This is a genomic window from Mesorhizobium sp. PL10, from assembly GCF_053714315.1.
On record NZ_JBSKBR010000003.1, the window covers coordinates 117,106 to 131,020 of the forward strand.

Genomic DNA, 13,915 nt, shown 5'->3' on the forward strand with positions numbered 1-13,915 from the left:
CCGTTCGCGCCGGTAGTCTCTAGGTCTAGACCAGACGCTGACCATGGAGGCGACCATGCACAAGACCGTGCCAGAACTGGCCAACCGCTGGCTGAGGCGAACACCTGAGACCCTCAGCGAGCTCGAGCGGCGGGTGTTGCAGAGCACCGTCGACCGCAAGCCGATCTCTCAGGACATCAACGACAGTCTCGCCGGTCTTCAGGGGGCTGGCGACCGCATCGCCGATGCTATCGCCCGCGTCGGCGGCTCGTGGACGTTTATCCTGTCCTTCATCGCCTTTCTGGTCCTGTGGATCGGCGCCAATTGGTGGCTGCTGGGACGAGACTCGTTCGATCCCTACCCCTTCATCTTCCTCAATCTTGTGCTGTCGATGATCGCCGCCTTGCAAGCGCCGGTGATCATGATGTCGCAGAACCGCCAGGCCGCGCGCGACCGCATCGATGCCGCGCACGACTATGAGGTCAACCTCAAGGCCGAGATCGAGATCATGGCGTTGCATGAGAAGCTGGACGAGTTGCGCCACAGCCAGATCATCGGCGTGCGCGAGGACATAGCCCGCCTGACTGAGCAGGTGAGCCGCATTGACGAAAGACTGTCGGGCCGGCAAACGTCTCAATGACCGGGATCGTCCACCACCTCATCGAGCAATATGGGCTGATCGCGGTTTTCCTGGGCTGTGTCGCCGAAGGCGAAAGTGCCGCGATCCTCGGCGGCTTCTTCGCCCACCAGCATGTCTTCGTCCCTTGGCAGGCTTTCCTCGCGGCCGCCATTGGCGCCTTCGTCGGCGACACGTTTTTCTTCGTCCTCGGCCGCAGCTTTGCCGACCATCCCAGGGTTCTGAAACTGAAGGCGAGGCCCGGCTTCAACCACGCCTACCGCCTCGTCTCGTCCCACCCCAACATCTTCGTGCTGTCCAACCGCTACATCTATGGCCTGCGCCTGGTCGGCGGCATCGCCGCCGGCTTTGCCAGCATTTCGGTGCCGCGCTTCGTCATCCTCAACGCCATATCGTCGCTGGTCTGGGCAGCCTTGTTCTGCGGCATCGGCTATGTTTTCGGCCTCGGCGCCGAGCAGATGATCGGCAAGGCATTGCTCCATCATGAACGGCTGCTGATCGCGCTTGCCATTGGGCTCGCCGTCGCGCTTCTTGCCTGGCTCATCGCCCGCACCGTCGCCGGCAAGGAACGCGCCAAGGACGCCCGCGACAGCGAAGCCGCGTCGTAAGGGTCAGTCGTCGTCCTCGACCAGAGCGCGGTCGCCGCGGTCGAGGATCAGCGGGATGATGAGATCCTCCTCGTCGGCAAGATGCCGCTTCAGCATGGCGATCAGCCGGCTGTTCTCGTCGGCATAGGCATCGGCGGCAAAGCGCTGCTTGTCCTCGCTCTCCTCAAGCGTGCGGATGAAGGCATTCGCCGCTTCGGCGTTGCGCTCCAGCCCCTCATGGATGGTGTGATGGTCGGCATCGAGAATCTCGAAGCCGCGCTTCAGGCGCGGCTCAGCCTTGGCGAAAGCCGGAAAGTATTGGTAGTCCTCGACATTGTGGTGGCCGTCGAGATTTCCGAGGAAATGGTTGAGCCGCGGCGCGAACCAGCGCGCGAAATCCTGCGCCGTCAGCCGACCTTCGCGATAGTCGCCAATGCCGTTGGTGAGCATGCCGCCAAGCTCGCGGAACATGTCGTGCCGCTGCAGCCACATATTGGCGTGACCCTGCCAGTTTTCGCGCGGATATTTTTGCACCAGCCAGCGCAGATCGTCCGGCAGGGCGGCACGTTCGAGCAAGAGGGAATTGGCGGGCGCAGTCATGACGGTCTCCTAGACCATGATCCCGAAAAGTGGATACCGGTTTTCGGAAAAAATCATGGGATCAGGCTGGGGTAACCGTCATGTAGGAGCCAGAATGTCAGATCGGTAGCCCCGTGATGCGCTCGATGATGGCGATACCCCAGACGCCGGCGACGATCACCACCGAAATCAGCACCGCCAGCGAACCGCAATCCTTGGCGAGTTGGATGTCGACGTTGAACTCGCGGCTGAAGGCGTCGCAGGCAGCCTCAATGCCGGTGTTCAGCACTTCGACCATGATCAACAGCAGCACGGCGCCGATCAAGAGCGCATAGCCGCGCCACGACACCGAGACGAACCACCCGAGCGGCAGCGCCAGCACCAGCAGCATCAATTCCTGCTGGAACGCCTTTTCGCTGGCGGCGAGCTTGCGGAAAGCCCGCACCGAATTGAAGAAAGCATCGATCAGCCGCTGCATGGCCCGCATCCCCTTCGAATCACCGGCAGGGGATAACGCAATGGCTGGATCAAGGGAATAAGGCAGCAGCGGCAAAAATCACTCGTCCGCAACCTTGATCGCCGGCGTCGACTTCTCGAACTGCGGCAACCCATCGTCGATTGTGTAGTAGTCGCCCTTGTCGCCGACGAAGATGTGGCATTCGCCCTCGAGCCCGGTCGGGGCATCGAACGACCCGGCGAGAACCGAGACATAGGCATCCTGGCCAGGCTTCCAGAACAGCACCGAGCCGCAGATCTTGCAGAAGCCGCGTTTGGCAAAGGAAGACGCTTCGTACCAGCTGATGTTGTCGGTGCCGGTTACGGTGATGTCGCCGTCCGCGACATTGGTCGCGGCGTAAAAATGCCCACTCTGCTTGCGGCACTGCGAGCAGTGGCAATAGATCACCCCGCGCAACGGCCCTTGCGTCTGGAAACGCACTGCTCCGCACAGGCAAGATCCACTGTGGTTGTTGCTCATCCCTGCCCTCCACCGGCCATCGTTCACGGCTTCGCCGCCACGGAGAGGATTTCAGTTTTGCGAGAGCCAGGCACGAGCAAATGCGACACGGCATGGACGTGTTCGGACTTCCTCCTCAGGATCATCGCAGGGCGTTGCTGCAGCCGGAGGTAGAATAGTCGCGTTACCTGGGCGGCACATTAAGGAAACTTTAGCGCCGGCGCATCTATGGTCGGTACCAGGCGAAGGTCGCGATTGGGGACGCGTCCTTCGTAAGATGATCCGAAATACGGCTGGTTCTTCCCCGGTCGGCGACATCTCGCACGCGCAAGTCTGCGATGGTTCTCAGGGGTAGTGAGCAGAACATGCAGCCGGCAGCCGCCCAGACCGACCGAAACAGCGACATTGCAACAGCTGTTGTGACGACCATGCGCCAGCTCGGCGTGCTTGGCCTGCCGCGCAATTACGAGATATTCTACGAAGCGCTGAAAGGCACCGATCGCGAACTCAGCCTTGCCGTCGTCGCGCTCGGCAACCGGCCGACGCAGGACGATCTCGACCGCATCGGTCGCGCCTTCTTTGCCCAGCATCATGGTCCCGGCATCGTCGAGCAGGCGCGCGACGTGTTGGCCAGGGAACTTGAGGATATCGCCTTGCTGCTGCGAAGCGAACGCAGCCATATCGAGAAATACGGCAAGATCCTCGACGAAACATCGAGCGGCCTTGCCAACCGCAGCCTGCTTTCACAGGACTTGCTGCAGAAGGTTGCCAATGCAATGGCGGTGGCCACCAATTCGACCCTCGACCATGGCAGGCAGGTCGCCAGCACGCTCAGCGACAAGACGGCGGAGCTGGAGAGCGTCAAGTCGAAGCTCGAGGAGTACAAGCGGCTCGCCGACACCGATCCCTTAACGCATATCTGGAACCGCCGCGCCTTCGACAAGGAAATCACAAGGATTTACACCTCCAACAAGGGCATCCTGTTCAACGCGCTGATCCTTGCCGACATCGACCGTTTCAAGGACATCAACGATCGCTACGGCCACCCGGTCGGTGACAAGATCATCCAGATCATCGCCGAAATCTTCCAGACCAGTATCCGCGAAGACATGTTCGTTGCCCGCACCGGCGGCGAGGAATTCGCGTTGATCATCGAGGGCGCCAGCGAGGATACCACCTACGAGATCGCCGAACGCATCCGCGTGCTGATCGAACAGACGCCGTTCACCAGCAGCCAGACCGGAACCAATTACGGCACGGTGACCGTTTCCATGGGCATCTGCATGGCTTCCGAGGCCGAAAGCCCGGAGGATCTCTACACCAAGGCCGACCGGGCGCTCTATCGCTCCAAGGTCGGCGGACGCAATCGCGTCACCCGGCATTCGACAATGGCCGGCCGTACCGGCAAGAACTGGCTGCTCTACAAGAAAGACTGACGCTTCGGCGTACAGCCAGTTCGCGGGTATAGGCAAATTTATCGGACACCACCTCTTTCCATATGAATTTTCGTGGACTATATTTTCCATGGAAAGAGAGAGGCCATGCCTGTTACACAACGCAATGCTGCCGCCAAGACGGCCGAAAACGCGGTCCTGACCAAGGGCACGCTGCGTGCTGCCGAGCTTCTGGATATAACTGCCAGGATGCTGGCATCGATCATCGGCGTCTCGGAAGCCACGGTTTCGCGCATGCGCAGGCAGGAATTCCTGCTGGAGCGCGGCACCAAGCCGTTCGAACTCGCGGTGTTGTTCGTGCGGTTGTTCCGTTCGCTCGACGCCATTGTCGGCGGTGACGAGGTGATCGCCCGGGCATGGCTGAAGAACGCCAACACGGCGTTCGACGGCAGCCCGCTTGAAAAGATCCTCACCATCACCGGGCTTGTCGATGTCATTGCCTATCTGGACTCTCGACGCGCTCTCGTCTGAAGCCGCACGGCTCGACGGCAAATACTGGCGCATGGTCGAAGCGCAGCACCGGGTCTCGACGCTGAAAGTCGTCGACACGCTGGACGAACAGGCGCTGCTCGAGGACCTGATCGAGGAGACCAAGCCGCAGATTCCGCTTGAATGCCGGCATCTCCATTACCTCCTGGCGACGCCCTTCCGTTACGGTTCGATCTATCCCTACGGCTCGCGCTTCCGCCGCGCCGGCCGCACCCTTGGTGTCTATTATGCTGCGGAGACGATCATGACGGCGGTCGCCGAAATGGCCTTCTACCGCCTGCTGTTCTTTGCCGATTCGCCCGACACGCCGTGGCCGCACGACGCCGCCGAATACACTGCCTTCGCTGCCGCGATCCGCACCGACAAGGCCGTCGACTTGACGCGGCCGCCGCTCGACAGCGATGAGGCTGAGTGGACGCATCCGACCGACTATGCCGCCTGCCAGGCGATTGCCGATGTCGCGCGCGAGGCCGGGCTGGAAGCGATCCGCTACCGCTCGGCGCGCGATCCGAAGGGCGCCAATATAGCGCTGCTGACATGCCGCGGCTTTGCCAAGGCCAAGCCGCTGGAGCCGCACACATGGCGTATCCGGCTCGGCTCATTCGGCGTCCAGGCCATCTGCGAATTTCCGGAGAAGCGGATCGAGTTTTCCAGAACCGCCTTCGCCAATGATCCCCGGCTCGACGGATTGCGCTGGGAACGCGGCCGCTGACCAACAAAAAAGCGCCGGATTTCGCCGGCGCTTTTCTCTTCAACCTGCAACAGGTTCAGCCGTTGGCCGCCTGCTTGTGCTGCACCGGGTGGCTCTTCTTCAAGAGATCCGACACCAGGAAGGCCAGCTCGATCGCCTGGTCGGCATTGAGGCGCGGGTCGCAATGGGTGTGATAGCGGTCCTGCAATTCCTCGGCGGTGATGGCACGTGCGCCGCCCGTGCATTCGGTGACGTTCTTCCCGGTCATCTCGACATGGATGCCGCCGGGATGCGTGCCTTCGGCGCGGTGCACCTCGAAGAAGGTCTGCACTTCCTTGAGGATGCGGTCGAACGGCCGCGTCTTGTAGCCGGCGGCCTCGATCGTGTTGCCGTGCATCGGATCGGACGACCAGACAACGCTGCGGCCTTCCTTCTGCACCGCGCGCACCAGCTTCGGCAGATGGTCGGCGACCTTGTCGGAGCCAAAGCGGGCGATCAGCGTCAGCCGGCCCGGCTCGTTCTCCGGATTGAGCAGGTCGATCAGCTCCATCAAGCCGTCCGGCGTCAGCGAAGGACCGCATTTGAGGCCGAGTGGGTTCTTGATGCCGCGGCAATATTCGACATGCGCATGGTCGGGCTGGCGGGTGCGATCGCCGATCCAGATCATGTGGCCAGACGTGGCGTACCAGTCGCCCGAGGTCGAATCGATGCGGGTCAGCGCCTCTTCATAGCCGAGCAGCAGCGCCTCGTGGCTGGTGTAGAAATCGGTCTCGCGCAGCGCGTAGTTGGTTTCCGAGGTGATGCCGACGGCCTTCATGAAGTCCATCGTCTCGGTGATGCGGTTGGCCAGCGCGCCGTATTTCTCGCCCTGCGGACTGTCGGAAACGAAACCGAGCATCCAGCGATGGACATTCTCCAGGCTGGCATAACCGCCCTGGGCGAAGGCGCGCAACAGGTTGAGCGTCGCCGCCGACTGGCGGTAGGCCATCTCCTGGCGGGCCGGATCTGGGATGCGCGACTTTTCGTCGAACTCGATGCCGTTGATGATGTCGCCGCGATAGCTCGGTAGCGTCACGCCACTCTTGGTCTCATTGTCGGACGAGCGCGGCTTGGCGAACTGGCCGGCGACGCGGCCGACCTTGATCACCGGCTGCGCACCTGCAAAGGTCAGCACCACCGACATCTGCAGGAAGACGCGGAAGAAGTCGCGGATGTTGTCGGCGCCATGCTCGGCGAAACTTTCGGCGCAATCGCCGCCCTGGAGAAGGAATGCATCACCGGCCGCGACGCTCGCTAGCTGCTTCTTCAGCTTGCGCGCCTCACCTGCAAAAACCAGCGGCGGAAAGGTAGCGAGTTGGGCTTCCGTGTTCTTCAGCGCAGCAAGGTCCGGATAGGCAGGAACCTGCTTGATCGGCTTTGCTCTCCAAGAATTCGGCGACCATTTCGTCATCGCAACACCCAAACGCTCTTTCCAGCGGGGCCTTTGCCCGCCATGTCCCGCCCCATATGGGGATCGCGGCTCCATACACGAAGCCGATTTCCTATTCTAGACCGGAATTTAAGCGCTGGCGAATGATGGCGGGCGGCTTAAGCCGCCTTCTCCACCAGCCTTGCCAGCTGCGCCATGACGACAGCTGAACCCGCCAGGCGCTTCTCGGCCGTTGGCCAGTCGCGGATGAAGACAACGCTGTGGTCGGCCCGGATCTTGGCCAGCGAGCCCTGCTCGCCGATGTACTTGACCAGCCCGACCGGGTTGGAGAACTCGCGCTTGCGGAAATGGATGACGACACCCTTTGGCCCGGCATCGAGCTTTTCGACATTTGCCTTGCGGCAGAGCGCCTTGATGAAGACGATCTTGAGCAGGTGCTTCACCTCCTCCGGCAGCGGCCCGAAACGGTCGATCAGCTCGGCGCCGAAGGCATCGATCTCCTCGGTGTTTTCGAGATCGCCAAGGCGGCGATAAAGCGCCAGCCGGAGCTGCAGGTCCGGCACATAGCTTTCCGGGATCATGACAGCCGTGCCGACGGCGATCTGCGGGGACCAGCCGCCATCCTGCACCTCGCCGGAATCCTTCACTTCGGCGACCGCCTCTTCCAGCATCTGCTGGTAGAGTTCGAAACCGACCTCCTTGATGTGGCCGGATTGTTCTTCGCCCAGCAGATTGCCGGCGCCCCTGATGTCGAGGTCGTGGCTGGCGAGCTGGAAGCCGGCTCCAAGCGTATCCAGCGACTGCAGCACCTTCAGCCGGCGCTCGGCCGTGTCGGTGAGCTTGCGGTTGGCCGGCAGTGTGAACAGCGCGTAGGCGCGCACCTTGGAGCGGCCGACGCGGCCACGAAGCTGGTAGAGCTGCGACAGGCCGAACATGTCGGCGCGATGGATAATCAGCGTGTTGGCGGTCGGGATGTCGAGCCCGGATTCGACGATTGTGGTCGACAAAAGCACATCGTACTGGCCGTCATAGAAGGCGTTCATGATGTCGTCGAGCTCGCCAGGCGGCATCTGGCCATGGGCCACCGCAACTTTCAGCTCAGGCACGGATTCCCTCAGGAAATCATGGATTTCGGCGAGATCACTGATGCGTGGCACCACGTAGAAAGAATGGCCGCCGCGATAGCGCTCCCTGAGCAGCGTCTCACGAATGACCAGCGGATCGAAGGGCGAGATGAAGGTACGCACCGCCATGCGGTCGACCGGCGGCGTGGCGATCAACGACAGTTCGCGCACGCCGGTCAAGGCAAGCTGCAAGGTGCGCGGGATCGGCGTTGCAGACAGTGTCAGCACGTGAACGTCGGTCTTCAAATCCTTCAGCCGCTCCTTGTGCTTGACGCCAAAGTGCTGCTCCTCGTCGATGATCAAGAGGCCGAGATTGTTGAACGAGATCGCGGACCCGAGCAGCGCATGGGTGCCGATGACGACGTCGACCTGGCCCTCGGCGATGCCTTTCTTGGTTTCGGCCAGTTCCTTGGCGCCGACCAGCCGCGAGGCCTGGGCGACGCGGATCGGCAGGCCCGAGAAACGCTGCGAAAAGGTCTTGAAATGCTGGCGCGACAACAGCGTCGTCGGCACGACGACGGCGACCTGGAACCCTTCCATCGCCGCGATGAAGGCGGCGCGCAGCGCCACTTCCGTCTTGCCGAAGCCGACATCGCCACAAATCAGCCGGTCCATCGGCTTGCCGGCGCCGAGATCGTCCATGACGGAATCGATCGCGCCCTGCTGGTCGTCGGTCTCCTCATAGGGGAAGCGCGCCGAGAATTCGCCGTACAGCCCTTCCGCCGGCACCATCGTGGGAGCCGAGCGCATCTGCCGCTCGGCGGCGATACGGATCAATTGGCCGGCCATGTCGAGCAGGCGCTTCTTCAGCCGCGCCTTGCGCGACTGCCAGGCGCCGCCGCCGAGCTTGTCGAGTGAGGCTTCGGCCGAATCCGAACCATAGCGCGACAGAAGCTCGATGTTTTCGACCGGCAGGAACAGCCGGTCATCGCCGGCATAATGGATTTCCAGGCAATCGTGCGGCGCGCCGACCGCCTCGATGGTGCGCAGGCCGATGAAGCGGCCAATGCCATGGTCGGCATGGACAACAATGTCACCGGCCGACAGCGACGAGGCCTCGGCGATGAAGTCGGAGGCCCGCTTCTTGCGTTTCGAGCGTCGGATCAGCCTGTCGCCCAGAATGTCCTGCTCAGCGACGACGACCAGGTGTTCGGTCTCGAAGCCGGATTCCAGTGGCAGTACCGCAAGGGCTGCCTGCCCCGGCTCCAGCTCTTCAACCTCGGCCAGCGTCGCCACGGGCACCAGATTGCCGAGATGATGCTCGGCGAGGATCTGGCCGAGCCGGTCGAGCGAGCCTTCGGTCCAGCCGGCGACAATGACGCGGCGCCGCGCAGCGCGCTCGTTTGCGATGTGCTTCACGACGACATCGAAGACATTGGCGTTGGGGTCGGCGCGCTCCTCGGCAAAGCTGCGGCCATGCCGCGAACCGCCGTGGAAGACTTTCTTGGCGCCGACATCGGGCGCATCGAACACAGTGAAATCGATGTCTTCGCGCGACCCGAGCGACGCTTTGAGGTTTTCCGGCGAGAGATAAAGCAGGTCCGGAGCCACCGGCTTGTAGGGCACGGCATCCTTCAAGGCGGAGCCGGCTTGCTTGCGGCGCGCCTCATAGTGATCGAGGATCAGTGTGTGACGTTCGGCCAGTGCCTCATGCGCCAGATGGTCGAAGATGACAGGGGCATCCGGCAGATAGTCGAACACCGTCTCCAGCCGCTCGTAGAACAGAGGCAGCCAGTGTTCCATGCCGGCGAAGCGCCGACCCTCGCTCACCGCCGCATAAAGCCCGTCGTCGCGCTGCGGCGCGCCAAAGGCTTCGATATAGGAGCGGCGGAAGCGGCTGATGGTTTCCGGCGTCAATGCCACTTCGCTCATCGCCTGCAGCGCCATCGACTTGCGCTGTCCGGTGGTGCGCTGCGTGGCGGCGTCGAAAACGCGGATCGATTCCAGCGTGTCGCCGAAGAAATCGAGCCTGAGCGCTTCGGTCCAGCCGGGCGCGTAGAGGTCGAGAATGCCGCCACGCACCGCGAATTCGCCGACGCCGCGCACGGTCGGCACCCGTTCGAAGCCGGAGATCTCCAGCCGCGACACCAGCGCGTTCATGTCGATCTGGTTGCCGGGCCTGGCGTGAAAAGTCTGCGCTTCGACCAGGTCGGCCGGCGGAATGCGCTGCAGCAAGGCATTGGCGGTGGTCAGGATGACGGCGCGATGCGGCTTCTTCGCCAGCGCGATCATCGCCGTCAGCGCATCGAGTCGCTTGGCGGCGGCGTCCGAGCCGGGCGAGACGCGGTCGTAGGGCAGGCAGTCCCAGGCCGGCAGTTCCAGCACCGGCAGGCCGGGTGAAGCAAAGGCCAGCGCCTCCGTGATCGCCGGCAGGCGCTGGCCGTCGCGCGCGACGAACAGCACAGGCTTGTCCGGCGCGATCTCGTGGATCGCCTGCACCAGCGCAAACGCTTCGTACCCGTCGGCGACGCCGTCGACGATGAACTGGCCGGCGCGGCCCTTCGGCAGGCCGATTTTAGGGATGAGGCTCATGATTGCACGTGTTTCAGAAAGTCATGGTCCGGCGCGATGCCAGGATCTTTTGCAGGACGGCACAGTCGATATCCCCGGGAACCGGGCGTTCGCCGGTGACCATGGGCAGGAATTCGGTGTCGGGAATGTCGAGGAGCCTTTCATATTGGTCGATTTCGTCGCCGGTCAAGGCGCCAATCTCGTTGTCGGCAAAGGTGCCGAGGATCAGGTCCATCTCGCGCATGCCGCGATGCCAGGATCGGAACAACAGCTTGCGGCGCCTGATATCCAGCCCCTCGCTTGATCGTTTCGTCCCGGTCATCGTGCCGCATCCTTACGTGGTGCGGCGCATATAGCGTGGATAGAGGGCGGTGTCAGCCTTGCAAGGCAAAGTGAGACACCCGACAATCAATCTGAAATGATTGCATTCTTTCACACCCCCCTCTGGCCTGCCGGCCATCTCCCCCGCAAGGGGGGAGATCGGAGGTCATCTCGGCTTTCGCTAACCTGCAAGGTCGAGAGAGTGGGCCGGCGCAAGAGCTGCCAATCTTCCCCCTTGCGGGGGAGATGTCCGGCAGGACAGAGGGGGGTGGGAGGGAACTCAGCTTTTCTCACTCCAACTACGGCGCAGCCCTGATGCGCCCTTCCCTCCTCGATCCCCTATTCGTCCCGATCACCTCGCTTGCCGGCGTTGGGCCGAAGGTCGGCGCGCTGATCGAGAAGGTGGTGGCGGCCGATCTTGGCGAACGGCCGGCACGCGCCGGCGACCTTCTTTTCGTGCTGCCGCACACCGTGATCGACCGCCGCAATCGTCCCGGCATCGCGCTCGCGCCTGCCGGCGCCATCGTCACGCTCGACGTGCGCATCGACCGCCACCAGCCACCGCCACGCGGCAACCGGTCGGTGCCCTACCGCGTCTTCGCCCACGACGACACCGGCGAGATCGGGCTGACCTTCTTCCACGCCCATGCCGCCTATCTCGAAAAGGCGATGCCGGTGGGCGAGCATGTCATCGTCTCCGGCCGCATGGAGTGGTTCAATGGCCGCCCGACCATGGTCCATCCCGACCATATCGCGCTGGTCAGCGAGGCGGAAACCCTGCCGCTGGTCGAGCCGGTCTATCCGCTGACCGCTGGCCTGTCGGGCAAGGTGCTGCGCCGCGCCATCGGCCAGGCGCTCGGCCGGCTGCCGGAATTGCCGGAATGGCAGGACGGCGCCTTCATGCGCAAGCAGACCTTTCCCGCCTTCGCCGACGCGCTGGCCCGCGTCCATTATCCCGCGGACCCGATCGATGTCGCCATCGAGGGCTCGGCATGGCGGCGACTTGCCTATGACGAGTTTCTGGCAGGCCAGGTCTCGCTGGCGCTGGTGCGGACAAAAGTGCGCCGCCTGTCGGGCCGGCCGCTGATCGGCGACGGCCGCATCGTCGAGAAACTGCAGGCGGCCCTGCCCTATTCATTGACAGGCAGCCAGGAATTCGCGCTCGCCGAAATCAACGCCGATCTCGCCGACCCCGAGCGCATGCTGCGCCTGCTGCAAGGCGATGTCGGCTCCGGCAAGACGGTGGTGGCGCTGCTTGCCATGGCGCGCGCCGTCGAGGCGGGCGGCCAGGCCGCACTTATGGCGCCGACCGAAATCCTGGCGCGCCAGCATCTGGCAACGATCACGCCTTTGGCCGAAAAAGCCGGCCTGCGCGTAGCGATTCTCACCGGCCGTGAGAAGGGCCGCGAGCGCACCGAGACGTTGGCAGGTCTCGCCAGCGGCGAGATCGACATCGTGGTCGGAACCCATGCGCTGTTCCAGGAAACGGTGACTTATCACGATCTCGTCTTTGCCGTGGTCGACGAACAGCACCGCTTCGGCGTCCACCAGCGGCTTGCCATCACCGCCAAGGGCGATGCGCCCGACATGCTGGTGATGACGGCAACGCCAATCCCGCGCACTTTGGTGCTGACCGCCTTCGGCGACATGGACGTCTCCAAGCTGACGGAGAAGCCGGTCGGCCGCCAGCCGATCCGCACCGTCACGCTGCCGCTGGAGCGGTTGGACGAGTTGGTCGGCCGCATGCTCGATGCCGTCGCCGACGGCCAGAAAATCTACTGGATCTGCCCGCTGGTCGAGGAATCCGAAGAGATCAAGCTGATGTCGGCCGAGGACCGTTTTGGTTCGCTGAAGCCCCTATTCGGCGACCGCATTGGCCTCGTCCATGGCCGCATGAAGGGCGCCGAAAAGGATGAGGCGATGCGCGCCTTCAAGGTCGGCGAAACCCGCATCCTGATCGCCACCACCGTCATCGAGGTCGGCGTCGATGTGCCCGACGCCACGATCATGGTCATCGAGCACGCCGAGCGCTTTGGCCTGGCGCAACTGCACCAGCTGCGCGGGCGCGTCGGGCGCGGCGACAAGCCCTCCTCCTGTGTGCTGCTTTACAAGGACCCGCTCGGCGAGACGGCAAAGCGTAGGCTGTCGGTGATGCGCGAGACCGAGGACGGTTTCCTTATCGCCGAGGAGGATCTGAAACTGCGCGGCGAAGGCGAGTTGCTGGGCACCCGCCAGTCCGGCACGCCGGGTTTCCAGGTGGCACGCATCGAGGCGCATGCCGATCTACTGGAGGCAGCCCGCGACGATGCGCGGCTGATCCTGTCACGCGATCCGGAATTGCAATCCGAACGCGGCGAGGCGCTGCGCCTGTTGCTTTACTTGTTCGGCCGCGACGAGGCCGTCCGGCTCTTGCGCGCCGGCTGAGCCAGGGCGGCCACCGACGGGTTGGCAAGCGCGCTCTCGAGCGGCTCACCGTTGAGGTCGACGAGCCTGGTCTTGACCTCGGGCGCTACCAGGCCGGCCGAAACGATCAGTCTGGCGCCGTCCTCGATCGTCATGTCGAGCAGCACGATGTCGGATTTCAGCACATACATCAGGAAACCGGTGGTCGGGTTGGGCGTGCACGGCATGAAGACGGCGATCATCGGGTCGCCTTCCTGGTCGAGCTTCTGGTTGATCTCGGTTTCCTTCTCGCTGGCGACGAAGACCAGCGACCAGACCCCTTTGCGCGGATACTCGACCAGCCCGACCTGGCGGAACATGTCGCCCTTGTTCGAAAGCACCGTCTGGAAAATCTGTTTCAGCGAGCCGTAGATGCCGCGCACCAGCGGCATGCGCCCAAGCAGTCGCTCGCCGAAATTGACGATGGCCCGGCCGACGATGTTGGCGGTCATGAAGCCGATCAGCGTAATCAGGACCAGCGCCACGATCAGGCCGAAACCCGGAACCGGAAACGGCAGATAGGTGTCGGGGCTGTAGCGCGCCGGAATGTAGGGTTTTACCCAAGAGTCGACCCAGCCGATGAACGACCAGGCGATATAGGCGGTGATCGCCAGCGGCGCGCAGACGATGAAGCCTGTGAGGAAATAGTTCCTCAGCCGGGTCATGCCGGAAGTTCTGGGAGCATCGGACATGGGTCACCGGGCGCGCGCGTTGCAG

General features: G+C 63.2%; 13 protein-coding genes. 6 read left to right on the forward strand and 7 right to left on the reverse strand.

Annotated features, from left to right (window positions below):
- Window positions 1-55: 55 nt before the first annotated feature.
- Together ACWGTO_RS06755 and ACWGTO_RS06760 are read left to right on the forward strand one after the other, a co-directional pair.
- Window positions 56-619, forward strand: coding sequence for a DUF1003 domain-containing protein (locus tag ACWGTO_RS06755; RefSeq protein ID WP_454574096.1), 564 nt, complete (start codon window positions 56-58; stop codon window positions 617-619).
- Window positions 616-1,224, forward strand: coding sequence for a DedA family protein (locus ACWGTO_RS06760; RefSeq protein WP_454574097.1), 609 nt, complete (start codon window positions 616-618; stop codon window positions 1,222-1,224). The genes ACWGTO_RS06755 and ACWGTO_RS06760 overlap by 4 nt, the downstream gene beginning before the upstream one ends.
- A 3-nt stretch (window positions 1,225-1,227) precedes the next feature.
- On the opposite strand, the gene ACWGTO_RS06765 is transcribed toward ACWGTO_RS06760, so the two are convergent.
- From ACWGTO_RS06765 to ACWGTO_RS06775, 3 genes are all read right to left on the reverse strand, one after another.
- Window positions 1,228-1,803: a hemerythrin domain-containing protein gene (locus ACWGTO_RS06765; protein WP_454574098.1), complete on the reverse strand. Its 576-nt coding sequence runs from the start codon at window positions 1,801-1,803 to the stop codon at window positions 1,228-1,230.
- A 97-nt stretch (window positions 1,804-1,900) separates the two neighbouring features.
- Entirely contained in the window at window positions 1,901-2,260 is a 360-nt protein-coding gene (locus tag ACWGTO_RS06770) for a diacylglycerol kinase (protein ID WP_112625108.1), read from the reverse strand.
- 78 nt (window positions 2,261-2,338) lie between these two features.
- Window positions 2,339-2,758 (reverse strand): GFA family protein, encoded by a 420-nt coding sequence (locus tag ACWGTO_RS06775; RefSeq protein WP_454574099.1) that lies wholly within the window; start codon window positions 2,756-2,758, stop codon window positions 2,339-2,341.
- A 344-nt stretch (window positions 2,759-3,102) separates the two neighbouring features.
- Here ACWGTO_RS06775 and ACWGTO_RS06780 point away from each other — a divergent pair, with 344 nt between their 5' ends.
- The 3 genes from ACWGTO_RS06780 (at window position 3,103) to ACWGTO_RS06790 (ending at window position 5,392) form a co-directional block, all read left to right on the forward strand.
- On the forward strand, window positions 3,103-4,173 hold the full coding sequence (locus tag ACWGTO_RS06780) for a diguanylate cyclase domain-containing protein (RefSeq protein WP_454574100.1): 1,071 nt from the start codon (window positions 3,103-3,105) through the stop codon (window positions 4,171-4,173).
- 105 nt (window positions 4,174-4,278) lie between these two features.
- Window positions 4,279-4,662, forward strand: coding sequence for an MbcA/ParS/Xre antitoxin family protein (locus ACWGTO_RS06785; protein WP_454574101.1), 384 nt, complete (start codon window positions 4,279-4,281; stop codon window positions 4,660-4,662).
- Window positions 4,622-5,392, forward strand: coding sequence for an RES family NAD+ phosphorylase (locus tag ACWGTO_RS06790; RefSeq protein WP_454574102.1), 771 nt, complete (start codon window positions 4,622-4,624; stop codon window positions 5,390-5,392). The genes ACWGTO_RS06785 and ACWGTO_RS06790 overlap by 41 nt, the downstream gene beginning before the upstream one ends.
- A gap of 55 nt (window positions 5,393-5,447) precedes the next feature.
- Here ACWGTO_RS06790 and ACWGTO_RS06795 read toward each other — a convergent pair whose 3' ends face one another.
- From ACWGTO_RS06795 to ACWGTO_RS06805, 3 genes are all read right to left on the reverse strand, one after another.
- Window positions 5,448-6,821 (reverse strand): class II 3-deoxy-7-phosphoheptulonate synthase, encoded by a 1,374-nt coding sequence (locus ACWGTO_RS06795; protein WP_454574103.1) that lies wholly within the window; start codon window positions 6,819-6,821, stop codon window positions 5,448-5,450.
- A gap of 137 nt (window positions 6,822-6,958) precedes the next feature.
- Window positions 6,959-10,456, reverse strand: a complete 3,498-nt coding sequence (gene mfd, locus ACWGTO_RS06800) for a transcription-repair coupling factor (RefSeq protein ID WP_454574104.1) — start codon at window positions 10,454-10,456, stop codon at window positions 6,959-6,961.
- A 13-nt stretch (window positions 10,457-10,469) separates the two neighbouring features.
- On the reverse strand, window positions 10,470-10,757 hold the full coding sequence (locus ACWGTO_RS06805) for an FAD assembly factor SdhE (protein WP_142864970.1): 288 nt from the start codon (window positions 10,755-10,757) through the stop codon (window positions 10,470-10,472).
- A 314-nt stretch (window positions 10,758-11,071) separates the two neighbouring features.
- On the opposite strand from ACWGTO_RS06805, the gene recG reads away from it, so the two are divergent.
- Window positions 11,072-13,180, forward strand: a complete 2,109-nt coding sequence (recG, locus tag ACWGTO_RS06810; RefSeq protein WP_454574105.1) for an ATP-dependent DNA helicase RecG — start codon at window positions 11,072-11,074, stop codon at window positions 13,178-13,180.
- On the opposite strand, the gene ACWGTO_RS06815 is transcribed toward recG, so the two are convergent.
- Window positions 13,132-13,890, reverse strand: coding sequence for a DUF502 domain-containing protein (locus ACWGTO_RS06815; protein ID WP_454574106.1), 759 nt, complete (start codon window positions 13,888-13,890; stop codon window positions 13,132-13,134). The genes recG and ACWGTO_RS06815 overlap by 49 nt on opposite strands.
- Window positions 13,891-13,915 lie beyond the last annotated feature (25 nt).